This window comes from Azonexus hydrophilus (assembly GCF_001956855.1).
Classification (GTDB): domain Bacteria; phylum Pseudomonadota; class Gammaproteobacteria; order Burkholderiales; family Rhodocyclaceae; genus Azonexus; species Azonexus hydrophilus_A.
The window spans coordinates 532,490-547,374 of the sequence record NZ_MTHD01000001.1 but is presented as its reverse complement, the minus strand read 5'-3'; the positions used below and the strand labels follow the sequence as shown (position 1 = coordinate 547,374).

General features: G+C 63.3%; 14 protein-coding genes. 8 read left to right on the top strand and 6 right to left on the bottom strand.

Annotated features, from left to right (window positions below; genetic code table 11):
* The first annotated feature begins 99 nt into the window (after positions 1–99).
* Positions 100–666 (top strand): response regulator, encoded by a 567-nt coding sequence (locus BJN45_RS02670; protein ID WP_076092512.1) that lies wholly within the window; start codon positions 100–102, stop codon positions 664–666.
* Here the strand turns inward: BJN45_RS02670 and BJN45_RS02665 are convergent.
* Together BJN45_RS02665 and BJN45_RS02660 are read right to left on the bottom strand one after the other, a co-directional pair.
* Entirely contained in the window at positions 663–1,436 is a 774-nt protein-coding gene (locus tag BJN45_RS02665) for a LytR/AlgR family response regulator transcription factor (protein ID WP_076091776.1), read from the bottom strand. The genes BJN45_RS02670 and BJN45_RS02665 overlap by 4 nt on opposite strands.
* Complete coding sequence (locus BJN45_RS02660; RefSeq protein WP_076091774.1) at positions 1,415–2,428, bottom strand: sensor histidine kinase; 1,014 nt, start codon at positions 2,426–2,428, stop codon at positions 1,415–1,417. Before BJN45_RS02660 ends, BJN45_RS02665 begins: the two co-directional genes overlap by 22 nt.
* Positions 2,429–2,485: 57 nt before the next feature.
* On the opposite strand from BJN45_RS02660, the gene argH reads away from it, so the two are divergent.
* On the top strand, positions 2,486–3,874 hold the full coding sequence (gene argH / locus BJN45_RS02655) for an argininosuccinate lyase (protein WP_076091772.1): 1,389 nt from the start codon (positions 2,486–2,488) through the stop codon (positions 3,872–3,874).
* A 102-nt stretch (positions 3,875–3,976) separates the two neighbouring features.
* The gene (locus tag BJN45_RS02650; protein WP_076091770.1) at positions 3,977–4,354 is read left to right on the top strand and encodes an OsmC family protein; all 378 of its coding nucleotides are present in this window, start codon (positions 3,977–3,979) and stop codon (positions 4,352–4,354) included.
* Positions 4,355–4,420: 66 nt separating this feature from the next.
* On the opposite strand, the gene grxD is transcribed toward BJN45_RS02650, so the two are convergent.
* From grxD to prfA, 3 genes are read right to left on the bottom strand one after another with little or no spacing between them, the layout of a single operon-like run.
* The gene (grxD, locus tag BJN45_RS02645) at positions 4,421–4,744 is read right to left on the bottom strand and encodes a Grx4 family monothiol glutaredoxin (RefSeq protein WP_076091768.1); all 324 of its coding nucleotides are present in this window, start codon (positions 4,742–4,744) and stop codon (positions 4,421–4,423) included.
* A 14-nt stretch (positions 4,745–4,758) separates the two neighbouring features.
* Positions 4,759–5,583, bottom strand: a complete 825-nt coding sequence (gene prmC / locus BJN45_RS02640; protein ID WP_076091766.1) for a peptide chain release factor N(5)-glutamine methyltransferase — start codon at positions 5,581–5,583, stop codon at positions 4,759–4,761.
* Positions 5,580–6,662, bottom strand: a complete 1,083-nt coding sequence (gene prfA, locus BJN45_RS02635) for a peptide chain release factor 1 (RefSeq protein ID WP_076091764.1) — start codon at positions 6,660–6,662, stop codon at positions 5,580–5,582. The genes prmC and prfA overlap by 4 nt, the downstream gene beginning before the upstream one ends.
* A 128-nt stretch (positions 6,663–6,790) precedes the next feature.
* Between prfA and BJN45_RS02630 the strand changes: the two genes are divergently transcribed.
* Positions 6,791–8,398, top strand: a complete 1,608-nt coding sequence (locus BJN45_RS02630; protein ID WP_076092510.1) for a diguanylate cyclase domain-containing protein — start codon at positions 6,791–6,793, stop codon at positions 8,396–8,398.
* Here BJN45_RS02630 and hemA read toward each other — a convergent pair.
* Entirely contained in the window at positions 8,395–9,645 is a 1,251-nt protein-coding gene (hemA, locus tag BJN45_RS02625) for a glutamyl-tRNA reductase (RefSeq protein WP_076091762.1), read from the bottom strand. The two genes, BJN45_RS02630 and hemA, sit on opposite strands and share 4 nt — an antisense overlap.
* Before the next feature lie 152 nt (positions 9,646–9,797).
* On the opposite strand from hemA, the gene BJN45_RS02620 reads away from it, so the two are divergent.
* From BJN45_RS02620 to BJN45_RS02605, 4 genes are all read left to right on the top strand, one after another.
* Positions 9,798–10,355 carry an OmpA family protein gene (locus BJN45_RS02620; RefSeq protein WP_076091760.1) on the top strand — a complete coding sequence of 186 codons (558 nt, stop codon included), beginning with the start codon at positions 9,798–9,800 and terminating at the stop codon, positions 10,353–10,355.
* Between the two features lie 216 nt (positions 10,356–10,571).
* Positions 10,572–12,656: a methyl-accepting chemotaxis protein gene (locus tag BJN45_RS17930; protein WP_076091758.1), complete on the top strand. Its 2,085-nt coding sequence runs from the start codon at positions 10,572–10,574 to the stop codon at positions 12,654–12,656.
* A 71-nt stretch (positions 12,657–12,727) separates the two neighbouring features.
* Positions 12,728–14,140, top strand: a complete 1,413-nt coding sequence (gene dacB, locus BJN45_RS02610; protein ID WP_076091756.1) for a D-alanyl-D-alanine carboxypeptidase/D-alanyl-D-alanine endopeptidase — start codon at positions 12,728–12,730, stop codon at positions 14,138–14,140.
* On the top strand, positions 14,137–14,841 hold the full coding sequence (locus BJN45_RS02605; protein WP_076091754.1) for a hypothetical protein: 705 nt from the start codon (positions 14,137–14,139) through the stop codon (positions 14,839–14,841). Before dacB ends, BJN45_RS02605 begins: the two co-directional genes overlap by 4 nt.
* Positions 14,842–14,885: the final 44 nt, after the last annotated feature.

Sequence of the window (14,885 nt, the reverse complement as noted above, 5' to 3'; positions counted from 1 at the left end):
GATCAAATGCAAATAGCATCCTAAAATATCTTCCTCGGGCGTCAGGGAGCGTAGCCCGAGGACAGATACAAACATCAGTGATCAGGTGGAGGAATGCACGTGGGAATACTTGAGCAGATCATGGCCGTATTCAGGCGCGGCCCGCAGCTACCGCAACAACAGCCCCAGACCGCGCAGCAACAGCCGGTAGAACGCCGGCAGCGCTTGCGGATCAATGCCCGTGAAGGCACCCGCGTCCTGATCATTGACGACTCGAAGACCGTTTGCGCCGTCCTGCGCAAATTCCTGCGCTCCGCAGGTTACGAAACCATCGAGTGTCTCGATGCGGAAAGCGGCCTGGTTGCGCTGAAGGAACGGCGGCCGGAGCTGGTCTTTCTCGACATCATGCTGCCCGGCATGAATGGCTTCGCTGCCTTGCGCGCCATTCGCCGCGACCCGGCGACACGCGATACGCCGGTGATCATGATGAGCGGCAACGAGCAGGCCATGGAGCAGTTTTTCGGGACGCGCATCGGCGCTGACGATTTCATGAAAAAACCCTTCTCCCGCTACGAGGTGTTTTTCCGAATCGAGCACCTGCTCGACGACGATTTCATCCCACGCCGGGCGACGCCGCGTACCGCTGAAAGCCATTTGCAACCAAGTACTGAACCGGCCAGAGCCTAAGCCATCAACTCAGCTTTCGCCGCCGCCCACTGGCGGCGACTGACCGGCAGTTTTTCGGGAACCCCGCGCAGCAAGGCCCAGCCGTAAGCCTCGGCATCATCGTCGGCGGCCTTTTCAAAACCGGCGAGCGCCGGCCGCGCGACCAGCACGGCCCGATGCAGGCGCAGAAAACGGGCGGCAAATTCGTTTTCCAGATGGGTCAGCGATTCGTCGAGCAGGTATTCGCGTTCGACCGTACGGGCCGTCACATATTTGAGATCGGCCTTGAAATACAGGACCTCGTTGACCGGCACCAGCAACAGGCGGCCGCGTTCGTGACAGGACAGATGTGTCCGCCCGCCGCCCCGCACCGTCTGCCCGATATCGTTGAGCAGACTGGCTACCGGGCGCTGTGCCGGCAGCTTCTGCAAGGCCGCCAGCAGGCGCTGCGCACGCACCGGTTTCATCAGGTAATCGATGGCGTTGAGGTCAAAGGCCTGCACCGCGTAATTGTCGTAAGCCGTCGTGAAGATCACCGCCGGCGGCTTTGCCATGCGGCCGAGGTGCGATGCCAGTTCGATGCCGTCCATGCCCGGCATGCGGATATCGCTGAGCACGACATCGACAGCTGTTTCACGCAGGATGTCGAGCGCCTGCATCCCGTTGCCGGCTTCGCCAACAACAGTCGCCGGACATTGACCGGCAATGTCGCCGAGCAGCGCCCGCAGCCGTTCGCGGGCGAGCGGTTCGTCGTCGACCAGCAGGATGTTCAATGGCGTTTGCGTTGGCATGGCAGCACGATGTGGACTTCGTAACGGTTGTCGGCAAGCTCGGTTTCGAGGCGCGCTTCGAGATCGTAATACAGCGCGAGCCGTTCGCGGATGTTGGCCAGCGCCATGTGGTTGCCAGCGGCATGCGCCGCCTGACCGACGACCGGGTTGGCGATGCGGATATGCAGTTCATCGCCGCGTCGGACAATGGCGATGCTGACCGTACCGCCCGCTGGGGCCGGCTCGATGCCATGATAGACCGCGTTTTCCAGCAAGGGCTGCAACATCAGCGGCGGAATCGGCAGGTCCAGGGAAACCTCGCCAATTTGCCAGTCGACCGCAAGACGCTCGCCCAGGCGCAACTGCTCCAGTTCGAGATACTGCCGGCCGAGCGCCACTTCGTCGGCGAGGCTGACCAGTTCAGCCGGATCGCGCATCGCCGCCCGGAACAGATCGGACAACGACTCCAGCGCCGCTTCGGCCTGTTGCGGCCGGGCGCGGATCAGCGACAGCACGGCGTTGAGCGAATTGAACAGGAAATGCGGCCGGATGCGCGCATTCAGCGCCGCCAGCCGGGCCTCGGCCTGCGCCGGCGAGAAGGCCCGCGAACGCAGTTCAAAATAGAGCAGCAGCAAGGCGGTGCTCGCCAGCGTCAGCAACAGGCCACGGCCGATAGCCGAGGCGTCAATGAGATGAAGCGAACTCGCGTAGCTGAACATCAGGGCCGCCAGTACAGCCGCCAGCGCCATCACGCAGGCCTGCCCGGCACGCAGGCGCAGGCGCCACAGCACGTCGCGCAGCAGCGAAAGCAGGCCGAGACAGATCAGCAACAGGGGCTCGACCACTGACGCCAGATCGACGAAGCGTTCGCCCCAGCCGGCCAGATCCGGCGCCTGAACAAGTGCCGCCAGCGCGGCCAGCACGTTGACGCCGAGCAACACGCGCAACATGACGCCAAAATTGCGCCAGTCGGGCAGCGGGTGAGTCGCCGGAAAGTGCCGTATACTTGCCATCTTTGTGCGGGTTTCTTCGAAATTCGTCGCTTAACAGCCCCATTCTAGACCAGAGTCATGACTTCCAACGCCAATCAATACACCTGGGCCGGCCGCTTCTCCGAGCCGGTCTCCGATCTCGTCAAACGCTACACGGCCTCGGTCGATTTCGACCAGCGCATGTGGCGCCAGGACATCCGCGGCTCGCTGGCGCATGCGCGCATGCTGGCCAAACAGGGCATCATCGCCGCCGCCGACCTGGCCGATATCGAGCGTGGCATGGCGATCGTCACCGAGGAAATCGAATCGGGCAAATTCGAATGGTCGCTCGACCTCGAAGACGTGCACCTCAATATTGAAAAGCGCCTCACCGCCCTCGTCGGCGACGCCGGCAAGCGCCTGCACACCGGCCGCTCGCGCAATGACCAGGTCGCCACCGACATCCGTCTCTACCTGCGCGACGCCATCGACGACATCCAGATGCTGCTGAAGGCCTTCCGCAGCGCGCTGGTCGACCTCGCCGAAAAGGAAGCGGCGACGCCGATGCCCGGCTTCACCCACCTGCAGGTCGCCCAGCCGGTGACTTTCGGCCACCACATGCTGGCCTATTTCGAAATGTTCGGCCGCGACAGCGAGCGCTTCGCCGACTGCCGCAAGCGCGTCGCCCGCCTGCCGCTGGGTTCGGCCGCGCTGGCCGGCACCACCTACCCGATCGACCGTGAATTCGTCGCCGAACAGCTCGGCTTCGAAGGCGTCTGCGAGAACTCGCTCGATGCCGTCTCGGACCGCGACTTCGCCATCGAATTCACCTCGGCCTGCGCGCTGCTGATGATGCACATCAGCCGCCTGTCGGAAGAACTGGTGATGTGGATGAGCCCGCGCGTCGGCTTCATCCAGATCGCCGACCGCTTCTGCACCGGCTCGTCGATCATGCCGCAGAAAAAGAACCCGGACGTGCCGGAACTGGCGCGCGGCAAGACCGGCCGCGTCTACGGCCAGCTGATGAGCCTGCTGACGCTGATGAAGTCGCAGCCGCTGGCCTACAACAAGGACAACCAGGAAGACAAGGAACCCTTGTTCGACGCCGTCGACACCGTCACCGACACGCTGCGCATCTTCGCCGACATGGCCGGTGGCATCACGGTGCGCGCCGACAACATGAAGGCCGCGCTGACCCAGGGTTTTGCCACGGCCACCGACCTCGCCGACTACCTGACCAAGAAAGGCCTGCCCTTCCGCGACGCACACGAAGCCGTCGGCCATGCCGTCAAGGCCGCCGAGTTCAAGGGTGTCGACCTGCCGCAACTGACGCTGGAAGAACTGCAGCAGTTTTCACCGCTGATCGAAAACGACGTTTTTGCCGTGTTGACCGTGGAAGGCTCGCTGGCTTCCCGCAACCACATTGGCGGAACGGCGCCGGAGCAGGTCAGGGCGGCGATCGTTCGCGCCCGCGCCCGCCTCGGTTGATCGCCTGCCGCCGGCTGCGGCCGGCGGCGTGGCTTGTTGCGCCGCAGCATATTAGACGTTTAATATATAAGCGGATATCAATAAAAAGGAAGGCAGAACAGCATGTACAGCACCACCGTCGACAACACCCCGCTGATCAAGGTCAGCACTGGCAAGCACGAAGCCATCTACGCCGTGAACGGTTCGCAGATGAATCCGCTCGAAGGCTTCTACGCCACCCTCGCCGCCTGCGCCGCGGTTTACGCCAAGAAGGCGTGCAAGGAACTCGGCATTTCCGCCGAAGGCATCGCCATCGACTGCAAGCCCTTCGCCGGCCCGAAAGGACCGCTGACACTGGCCAAATTCAAGACCGACGTGCGTTTCCCGGAACACTTCACGGCCGAACAGAAAGCCGCCGTGCTGGACAGCATTGGTCACTGCGCAGTCAAGGAAGTGGTCAAGGACGGTCTGAGCATCGACTTCCAGGTTGCCGAGGTCTGATTCCCGGCTGACCAAAAACAAAAAGCCCGCCGATCGGCGGGCTTTGTCATTGTGGCCAGCGAAAACTCAGACCTGGGCAATGCCTTCGAGCATCTGCTGCAGTTCGCCGGTCTGGTACATTTCCTTGACGATATCGCAGCCACCGACGAATTCGCCCTTGATGTAGAGCTGCGGAATCGTCGGCCAGTTGGCGTATTCCTTGACGCCGTTACGGATTTCCTCGTCGGCCAGCACGTTGACCGTGACGAAATCGGTGACGCCACAGACCTTGAGAACCTGCACGACAGTCGCGGAAAAGCCGCATTGCGGGAAACGGGCATCGCCCTTCATGTAGAGGACGACCGGGTTGCCGGTCACGGTGGCGTGGATGCGTTGCTGAACGTCGGACATGCTGTCTCCAGAAATTACAATTGGCCGCCGGATACGCGATCGGTACCGGCGAGGTCGGGATGGGTGAACGCCGCTTTGAACCCGGCGGCGGTCAATAAGTTCCGGCTGGCTGCGCCCTGGTCGTAACCGTGCTCGAACAGCAGCCAGCCGCCGGGGTTGAGGAAGGCAGGTGCGGCGGCGACGATGCGGCGGATGCAGGCCAGGCCGTCGCCGCCCTTTTCCAGATCACTGAGCGCCATCTGCGGCTCGAACGGGAGACCGTCCCGGCTCAGGTGCGGGTCACCGTCGGCGACGTAGGGCGGATTGGAGACGATCAGGTCGAAGCGTTCGCCGGTCAGCGGCGCGAACCAGTCACCCTGGCGAAAATCGACAGCGGCACCGAGCCGGCCGGCGTTGTTGCGGGCGACGGAAATTGCCCCGGGCGACAGGTCGACCGCAACAATCCCGACCTGCGGACATTCGAGCGCCAGCGAGATGGCGACGATGCCGGAACCGGTGCCGAGATCGACGACGCGGGCGGTTTTCTGCGTTTTCAGACGGTCGACCGCAAGATCGATCAAGACTTCGGTTTCCGGACGCGGGATCAGCACCTCGGGCGACACCTGAAACACCTGGCCGCGGAATTCGGCTTCGCCGACCAGATAGGCCAGCGGCTCGCCGGCGGCGCGGCGCTCGACCCACTCGGCGAATTGGGCATACGCCGGCGCGATCACCGGCGTTTCCGGCCGCGCCAGCAGGTCGGCGTGCGTGCAGCCGGTGGCGTATTGCAGCAGCAACCGGGCATCGAGCCGGTCGATCCGCTGCCGCGCGGCAGCCAGCGCTTCGCCGAGCGTGGTCATTGCTGCTCGGCGAGTTCGGCCAGCAGGTCGGCCTGGTGTTCGGCAGCCAGTGCGCCGAGCAGTTCGTCCATGTCACCGTCCATGATCGCGGCGATCTTGTACAGCGTCAGGTTGATCCGGTGATCGGTGATCCGGCCCTGCGGAAAGTTGTAGGTGCGGATGCGCTCGGAACGGTCGCCGGAGCCGATCAGGCTCTTCCGGGTACTCGAGATATGCGCCTGCTGCGCGCGCACCTGCACATCCTTGATCCGCGCCGCCAGCACCTTCATCGCCGAAGCCTTGTTGGCGTGCTGCGAGCGGCCGTCCTGACATTCGGCAACGATGCCGGTCGGGATGTGCGTGATGCGCACCGCCGAATCGGTCTTGTTGATGTGCTGGCCGCCGGCGCCCGAGGCGCGGAAGGTGTCGATGCGCAGGTCGGCCGGATTGAGGTTCACGTCCTCGACTTCATCGACTTCCGGCATGATCGCGACGGTACACGCCGAGGTATGGATGCGGCCCTGGGTTTCGGTTTCCGGCACGCGCTGCACGCGATGCCCGCCGGATTCGAACTTGAGCCGCGAATAGGCGCCGTTGCCGCCGATCCGGCAGATGATTTCGCGGTAACCGCCGAGTTCCGATTCGCTCGCCGACAGCACCTCGACCTGCCAGCGCTGACGCTCGGCGTAGCGCGAATACATGCGGAACAGGTCGCCGGCAAACAACGCCGACTCGTCACCGCCGGTACCGGCGCGGATTTCCAGCAGCACGCTGCGCTCGTCGTTGGGGTCCTTCGGCAGCAGCAACTTCTGCAGCTCGATTTCGAGTTCGGGCAGGCGCGCCTTGGCGGCGGCGATTTCCTCTTCGGCGAAATCGCGCATTTCCAGGTCGGCACGCATCGCTTCGGCCTCGGCCAGGTCGTTCTCGGCCTGGCGGAAGGCGTTGAACTGCGCGATCACCGGGTCAATTTCGGCGCGTTCGCGCGACAGCTTGCGAAACTGGTCCATGTCGCCAGCCGTGCTCGGGGCCGACAACATGCGGTCGATTTCGTCGAGACGATCGACCAGCAGGTCCAGTTTTTGGCGAATGCTCGGTTTCATTGCGTGTAGCCAGCCGGCCGGGGTTGAAGGGGCGTAATGGTAACCGAGTTCACTTGCCCCCGGTAATCAGCCGAGATTGCCATGGCGACGTTCCATCCGCATAATTGCCCGATTCCGAAACCGACGCGATGTCCAACTTTCCCAATTCCATTGTTGCCCTTGCCGCCATGCTCGAGCGCGGTTGGGAAAGCTATCGAGCACAAGGTGAATTCGACCTCTTCGTCGAATTCACGCTGTCGCTGAACGGGCTGACCGAACAACTCCATCGCCAGCACCTGCCGGGTCTCGTCCGGGCCTGCCAGGAACTCGAAAACACGGCGCTGACCTTCTTCGCCGATCGCGAGATGCATCCAATCCCGCTCGATCAGGCGATTGCCATCGAGCGCAAGCTGAGCATCATCCTCGGCGAACTGCGGCGCCACGAAACCCCGGCCATCCTTGCCCGGCGCGTCCTCGACACGGCCGAAGGCAATACCGGCGAAGGCTGGAAACAACCACGACGCGTAGTCATCGTCGCCCGCGACGGGCACCCCTGGTCAGCCTCGCTCGCCGAACAACTGGGATTTTTCGGGTTCACCCCGGAGGCGATTTCCTGGGATGCGCAACCGGCCAGCGAAGAACCACCTCTGGCCATCACCTTCATTCCCGATACCGAAGGCCGGGCCTACCCACCAGCGGCAATCGCCGCCATCGTCGCCCTGCGCACCCGCTTCCCGACCAGCTACTTCTACTGTCTGTCGGTGCCCTCCAACCTGCAGAGCATCGTGCTGCTGCAACGCGCCGGCGCCGACGCCTGCGTGCCGGTCGGCAACAAGGTCAGCGATGTCCTGTCGCGCATCCTCGATCTGGTCGAAATGCACGAACAGGAAATGCACCGCGTGCTGATCGTCGAGGACTCGGCCACCGCCGTCGCCCACATCCGCCGCTCGCTGTCGCAACACGGCATCGACAGCCGTGCTATCAACGACCCCCGCCAGCTGCTGGAGGTTGCCAACGAATACCGCCCCGACGCCATCCTGATGGACATGTACATGCCCTTCTGCACCGGCGTCGAGGTCACCAGCGCACTGCGCCAGATTCCGGAATTCCAGGCGCTGCCGGTGATCTATCTGTCGAGCGAAACCGACATCGTGCAGCAGGTCGAAGCACTGCGCCTCGGCGGCGACCAGTTCCTGACCAAGCCGGTCAATCCGATCATCCTGGCGTCAGTTGTCAAAACCAAGATCGAACGCTACCGCGAGATGCTCTACTCAGGTCAGCACGACAGCCTGACCGGGCTGCTCAATCACTCGACCTCGAAGAGTCAGGTCGAACGCCTGCTGCAGGCTGCCTTACCGGATGGTGAACTGGTTGTCGCGATGATCGACATCGACCGCTTCAAGATGGTGAACGATACTTACGGCCACCCGGTCGGGGACCAGGTCATCCGCAGCATGGCCTGGCTGCTGCGTGGCCGGCTGCGCAATACAGATCTGATCGGCCGTTACGGTGGCGAGGAATTCATCGTTGCCCTGGCCGACATCGAACCGGCGCATGCGATCCGGCTGCTTGAGCAGATTCGCGAGGATTTTTCCCAGTTACCACACGCCCATGCCCAAGGTACGCTGCGCACGACCTTCAGTTGCGGTGTCGCCGCACTACCCACTTACCGCAGCGCCTCCGCGCTGATCGGTGCCGCCGACGACGCCTTGCTCGAAGCCAAGCGAGCCGGGCGCAACCGCATCATCAGCGCCTAATCGCCACTGTGCAGGTGGAACAGGCGCTCCACCGCCACCTGCAGATCCCGGCGATCCGCGCCGTCAGCCGCATTCAGCGTGCTCGTCGGCGCATGCAGGAACTTGTTGCTCAAGCGCTGCGATAGCTGTTCGACGACCTTTTCCGGCGCCTCGCCACGCGCCAGCAGTTTAAGTGCGTGCTCCATTTCATTGCGCCGGATGCGCTCGGCGGAATCGCGCAAGGCCCGGATCACCGGTACCGTATCGCGGGCCTGCAACCAGCCGATGAAATCCTGCACGCGCTGACCGATGATCCCTTCGGCCTCGACCACGGCAGCCTGGCGCGACTCCATGCCGCTTTCGACGATCTGCGCCAGATCATCCACGGTATAGAGGAAGACGTCGTCGAGTTCACCGACTTCTTCCTCGACATCGCGCGGCACGGCCAGGTCGACGATGAAGATCGGCCGATGCCGGCGGGCCTTGATCGCCCGTTCGGCCATGCCCAGGCCGATGATCGGCAACGGACTGGCGGTACAGGAAACGACGATGTCGTGCTGCGGCAGCGCATCGGCCAGTTCATCCAGGCGAATGGCCGAGCCGCCGTAGCGGTCTGCCAGCTCCCGACCGCGTTCGACGGTCCGGTTGGCAACCGTGACCTGCTTCGGCTTCTCGGCGCAGAAATGTGCCGCGCACAGCTCGATCATCTCGCCGGCACCGATGAACAGGATGCGCTGACCGGCCACCGACTCGAAAATACGCTCGGCCAGATGCACGCCGGCGGCGGCCATGGAAACGATGTTGGCGCCAATGGCTGTCGTGCTGCGCACTTCCTTGGCGACCGAGAAGGCCCGCTGGAACAGCTTGTGCAATTGCGTACCCAGCGTGCCGACCTCTTCCGCGGCGCGCACCGCATCCTTGACCTGCCCCAGTATCTGCGGTTCGCCAATGACCATGGAATCAAGACCACAGGCAACACGAAACGCATGCCGGACAGCCGCTGGCTGATCATGAACATAGAGGAAGGGCGACAGATCGTCGTAGGTCACCTGATGGTAGGCACACAACCAGTCGACGACGCGCTGCGCTGACTCGGCAGCGCAATAGATTTCAGTCCGGTTGCAGGTCGACAGGATGGCGACCTCGCGTACCACCTTGGCATTAGCCAGTTCGGCCAGGGCATGGTGCAGTTTGTCGGCACCGAAGGCGACGCGCTCGCGGATGGCAAGCGGGGCTGAATGATGGTTGATGCCGAGGGTGAAGATCACTGGGATGCGCCAGGTGCAGAATTTGGTGGGCGATTATATCACTGGCCAAACGGCACATTTTTTGCGCCGGCGCAAAGTTGACCGCAAGTCAGAACTGGCTCTGAAACAGTAGAGCGGATATCATTCCCCGCTTTCGTCGACGCCTGAAAATCATGCGCAACCTGCCCCTCGTTCTCCTGCTTGCCTCCCTGCTCAGCGCCTGCGCTGCCACCAGCGACCCATCGGCCACCCGACAGGTTGCCCAGAGCGGCACACTCAAGGTTCACCCCGGACTGCTCGGCCAGCCCGTTCCCGCCGAACTTCAACCGCAGCAGGCCATGGCCGCCCGGGAAACCGAACAGGCACCGATCCGGATGGACGAAGAAGGTTTGCGCACCCAGCGTAGCGTCTATTTCGACCTCGACAAGGCCGACATCAAGGCCGACTACGATCCAATCCTGATGGCCCATGCCCGCTACCTGGCGCGCAACCCGACTGCCCGCGTCCGCATCGAAGGTCACGCCGATGAACGCGGCAGCGCCGCCTACAACAACCGCCTCGGCCTGAAACGCGCGCAGAGCGTTCGTGCCACCCTGCTTGGCCATGGCGCGGAAGCCACCCAGGTTGCCGTCAAGACCTGGGGCAAGCGGAAGCCGAAACTGCTTGGCCGGGACGAGGAAGCCTGGGCGGAAAACCGCCGTGCCGACGTGATTTACGAGCGCGAACAATAAACAGGAACATTCCCCGCAACAGAAAAAAGCCCGGCAAATCCACCGGGCTTTTTTATTACCTGCATGAACAGTGTCACAGGACAGTTACATTCCACACAACGCACCACTAAAGTTATATATTCAATTCTCTAAGGCATTGAGCGGCCTTGAAAACAATGTTTTGAATAACGCCAACCGGTTTTCAAAAGCATTCTCCGCAACGTTTCCGGACCAATAATGAAAAATAATCAGCCCGTAACCCAGCATGAAGTGCACTTCCCCCCGAATACCTATCTGGTTTCCCGTACCGATCTCAAGGGCATCATCACCTATGCCAACGACGCATTCGTCGAGATCAGCGGTTTTACCCGCAGCGAACTGATTGGCAAGAATCACAACATGGTGCGCCATCCGGACATGCCGGAGGCCGCCTTCAACGACTTGTGGACGACGGTCAAATCCGGCCTGCCCTGGCGCGGCCTGGTCAAGAACCGCTGCAAGAACGGCGATTTCTACTGGGTCGAGGCCTTTGTCGTCCCGGTCAAGAACAATGGCCAGATCACCGGCTACATGTCGGTGCGCACGCCAGCGAACAGCACCAAGCGCGCAGCCGCCGAAGCGGCCTATGCGGCGGCCGGACAAAAGGGCAAGCTGCCGACGACCGGCCGCAAGTCGCTGTCCCTGCGCACCCGCATCTGGGCAACGATGGGCGTGCTCGTCACCTTGATGGCCATCGTTGGCGTCGTCAGCATCAACGGCCTGAAGAGCACCGACGAAGAACTGAACGCGATGTACCGCGAAGACCTGCTGCCATCGAACACCATCAACCGGATGATGTTCCTGCTGTCGGACAACCGTTCACAGATCATGCTCGGCCTGCAGCACAACCCGGAAAACTCGTTTGCCAAGCTGCACGATCACCCGATCGATGCACACATTGACGCCACGCTGAACAACCGCAAGGAAATCAACGAACTGCTGGAGAAGCTCAAGGCGGCGCCAATGAGCGACAAGCAGAAGGCACTGCTCGAGAAATTCGGCGAAACGCGCGAGCGCTTTTCCCGCGAAGGCGTCAATGTCGCCCGCGACATGCTGAAGCAGGGTAATTACATGGATGCCAACATCACCCTGTTGCGCAACATCAATCCGCTCTATGCCGAAATGCAGCGCGATGGCCTGGCCCTGGTCCAGGAACTGGCCGACAGCGCCAATACCCGCTATACAACAGCCGAGGCTGAATATCACACAATCCGCAACCTGAGCATCGGCCTGCTGGCACTGGCTATCCTGCTCGGCATTGTCGGTGGCGCCTTCCTCGTTGCCGCGATCGTCGGTCCGATCCGCAAGGCCATCACCCAGTTTGACCGCATCGCCGAAGGCAAGCTGACCGACGAAATCGACATTGAAGGCCGCGACGAAACCGGGCTGTTGCTGTGCAACCTCGGCCTGATGCAAGGCACGCTGAAAGCAATGCTCGACGAAATCAATACCGCCTCGAAAGCCATCGACTCCCGCAGCAAGCTGCTCGAATCGCAGATGAGCCAGGTCACCGCCCAGTCGGAACAGCAGCAGGCCAGCGTCGAAGGGGTAGCGGCAGCCACCGAGGAGTTCAGCCAGTCGGTGCAGGAAGTGGCCGCCAACGCCCAGGACACGGCAAGTGCAGCCCGCGAGTCGCAGACACAGGTGAACGAAAGCAATGCCAACATCAGCCAGAGCATGGCTGCCACCACCCGCGTCGTCGATGCCGTCAGCGCCTCGAACAGCACCATCGACCAGCTCAACCGCTCGATCGCCAAGATCGGCGACATCACTGGCGTGATTGCAGACATCGCCAGCCAGACCAACCTGCTGGCGCTCAATGCCGCCATCGAGGCAGCGCGGGCCGGCGAACAGGGCCGCGGTTTTGCCGTCGTCGCCGACGAGGTACGCAAGCTGGCCGAGCGCACCACCACCTCGACCGCCGATATCAACAAGACGGTCAACGAAATCCAGTCGGTGACGGCGCAGGCGGTTGCCAGCATGGATCTCGCGTCGCAGGAAGTGGAAACGGGCATCGGCAAGCTGCGCGAAAGCGTCGCCGGCCTGGAGGGCATCACCCAGTCGTCAAGCCAGGTTTCGCTGATGGCCGGGCAGATTTCCGATGCCGCACGCCAGCAAGGCATCGCCAGCGAAGAGGTCGCCAGCAGCATGCAGCAGATCACCGACCTGATCGAGCAGAACACCAACTCGGCACGCTCGGCCCGCCAGGCGGCCAACGAATTGCTGCAAACCTCGAAAACCCTGGCCGACCTGATTGCCGGCTTCGATCTTTACAAGCGCTGAACGCGCGCTGACAGCGGCAACGTAGAATGGGAGCCTTCGGGCTCCCATTCCCGTTCACCAACACCAGCCACATGATCCATCGACCGCTTTTCCTGCTTTTCTGCCTAATCGCCCTGATCGGCGCCACGCCGGTCCGCGCCCAGCTACCACCCGCCGTGACCCAGGCCCTGCAGGCCGCCCAGATCCCCGTCGGCAGCGTCGCGGTGATCGTCCAGGCAGTCGATTCGGGGACATCGCTGATTGCCCACAACGCAGCCGCGGCAATGAACCCGGCGTCGGTAATGAAGCTGCTCACCACCTACGCTGCACTCGACCTGCTCGGTCCGGCCTACACCTGGCAGACCGTGGCGCTCGCCGACAATGTTGCGGTCAACGGCGTTCTTGAAGGAAATCTCTACCTGCGCGGCAGCGGCGACCCGCGTTTCGCCATCGAGCATCTGTGGCTGCTGTTGCGCCAGTTGCGCGTGCGCGGCATCGAGCGCATCAACGGCGACATTGTTCTCGACCGCAGCATCTTTGCACCGGTCGACTTCGACCCGGCGGCCTTCGACAACAAGCCACAACGTCCGTACAACGTCGGCCCCAACGGCCTGCTGCTCGATTTCCAGTCGCTGCGCTTCACGCTCCAGCCACAGGACGGGCAGCCGCGCGTGCTGCTCGAATCGCCCAGTGCCGGACTGTTCGTCGACAACCGGCTGCGCAGCACTACAGGCGCCTGCGGCAGCGACTGGAAGGATCGCATCACGCTCGCCGTGATCCCGGATGGCCACCGGCAGCGCCTGGAAATTCAAGGCAGTTACGCCAGCCAGTGCGGTGAACGCACGCTCAACCTGGCCCCGCTCTCCGCCGATGCGCACGCTGCAGGGCTGATCCTCAGCCTGTGGCAGGAACTCGGTGGCCGGCTTGGCGGCCGGGTACGTGCCGGCGCCACCCCGTCGGCGGCCTTGCCACTGGCCCGCCACGAATCGCCTCCGCTGGCCGATGCCGTGCGTGACATCAACAAGTACAGCAACAACGTCATGGCCCGCCAGGTCTTCCTGACGCTCGGCAACAGCGGCGCCCCGGCCAGCGCCGAACGCGCCACCCGGCGCATCGGCGAATGGCTGGCCAGTCGCGGCCTCGATTTCCCCGAACTGGTCGTCGACAACGGCTCCGGCCTGTCGCGCAGCGAACGCATCAGCGCCGGCAGCATGAACCGTTTGCTGCTCGATGCCTGGAAGAGCCCGGTCATGCCCGAATTCATCGCCAGCATGCCGCTGGCCGGCGTCGACGGGACCATGAAGAAACGCCTGAACGGCGCGCCGGCCACCGGTCGCGCCCATATCAAGACGGGCACGCTGAATGGCGTCCGCACCGCCGCCGGCTACGCCCTCGACGCCCGCGGCCGGCGCTACGCCCTCAGTTTCTTCATCAACGACCCGCGCGCCCAAGGCGGCGCGGCGGCGATGGATGCGCTGCTGAACTGGCTCGCCGAAAAGCAATGACCGACTTTCCCGGCCACTTTCTCGACGACGCCGGCCTCAACCGGCAACATGTCTTCAACCTCGCCGGGCTGCCGGCAGAAGTCCTGGCACCACTCGCCGTGACACCGGGCGAACGCCAGCTGATCCTGATCGGCCACGCCGGCCGGCGGCTGTGGGACTGCGTCCAGGCCGCCGGTCAGCGTGGCGAACACCCGATCGACGACTACACCATTGCTGCGGTCGACCGCTGGTTTGCCGGATTTTTGCCGGACCGGCGCTACCGCATCGTCTACCCCGGCACCTGGCGGGTTGGCCTGCAGGCGCTCGGCGCGCTCGCCGGCTGGCACCATCCGTCGCCCTTCATGGTCGGCGTCGATCGCCACTGGGGCAGCTGGTTTGCCTACCGCTGCGTCGTCATCGCCGACACCGATTTTTGCCCGACAGTAGCCGTCGACCGCAAGATTCCGGAAAACACCAGCCCATGCCTCGACTGCGCCAGTCGCCCCTGCATCACCGCCTGCCCGGCCGGCGCCTGCGGCGAGCCCTTCCGGCTCGATGCCTGCAGCGACGAACGTCTGCGCCCTGCATCACCCTGCGCACAGGCCTGCCTGGCCCGCCAGGCCTGTCCGGTCGGGCAGGCGCATCGCTACGATGACGCGCAGATCCGGCACAGCTATTCGCGCTCGCTGCAGATGCTCGAAAACTGGCGGCGAATGCGTTAGAGTTGAGCCATTGGTCGCGACGACGTCAGCAGAAGCGTCCGCAC

Coding starts and splice junctions, on each gene's coding strand:
- BJN45_RS02605 (WP_076091754.1), top strand. CDS start 14,137: ATGACCGACTTTCCCGGCCACTTTCTCGACGACGCCGGCCTCAACCGG.
- BJN45_RS02650 (WP_076091770.1), top strand. CDS start 3,977: ATGTACAGCACCACCGTCGACAACACCCCGCTGATCAAGGTCAGCACT.
- dacB (WP_076091756.1), top strand. CDS start 12,728: ATGATCCATCGACCGCTTTTCCTGCTTTTCTGCCTAATCGCCCTGATC.
- grxD (WP_076091768.1), bottom strand. CDS start 4,744: ATGTCCGACGTTCAGCAACGCATCCACGCCACCGTGACCGGCAACCCG.
- argH (WP_076091772.1), top strand. CDS start 2,486: ATGACTTCCAACGCCAATCAATACACCTGGGCCGGCCGCTTCTCCGAG.
- BJN45_RS02665 (WP_076091776.1), bottom strand. CDS start 1,436: ATGCCAACGCAAACGCCATTGAACATCCTGCTGGTCGACGACGAACCG.
- BJN45_RS02660 (WP_076091774.1), bottom strand. CDS start 2,428: ATGGCAAGTATACGGCACTTTCCGGCGACTCACCCGCTGCCCGACTGG.
- BJN45_RS17930 (WP_076091758.1), top strand. CDS start 10,572: ATGAAAAATAATCAGCCCGTAACCCAGCATGAAGTGCACTTCCCCCCG.
- BJN45_RS02630 (WP_076092510.1), top strand. CDS start 6,791: ATGTCCAACTTTCCCAATTCCATTGTTGCCCTTGCCGCCATGCTCGAG.
- BJN45_RS02620 (WP_076091760.1), top strand. CDS start 9,798: ATGCGCAACCTGCCCCTCGTTCTCCTGCTTGCCTCCCTGCTCAGCGCC.
- prmC (WP_076091766.1), bottom strand. CDS start 5,583: ATGACCACGCTCGGCGAAGCGCTGGCTGCCGCGCGGCAGCGGATCGAC.
- prfA (WP_076091764.1), bottom strand. CDS start 6,662: ATGAAACCGAGCATTCGCCAAAAACTGGACCTGCTGGTCGATCGTCTC.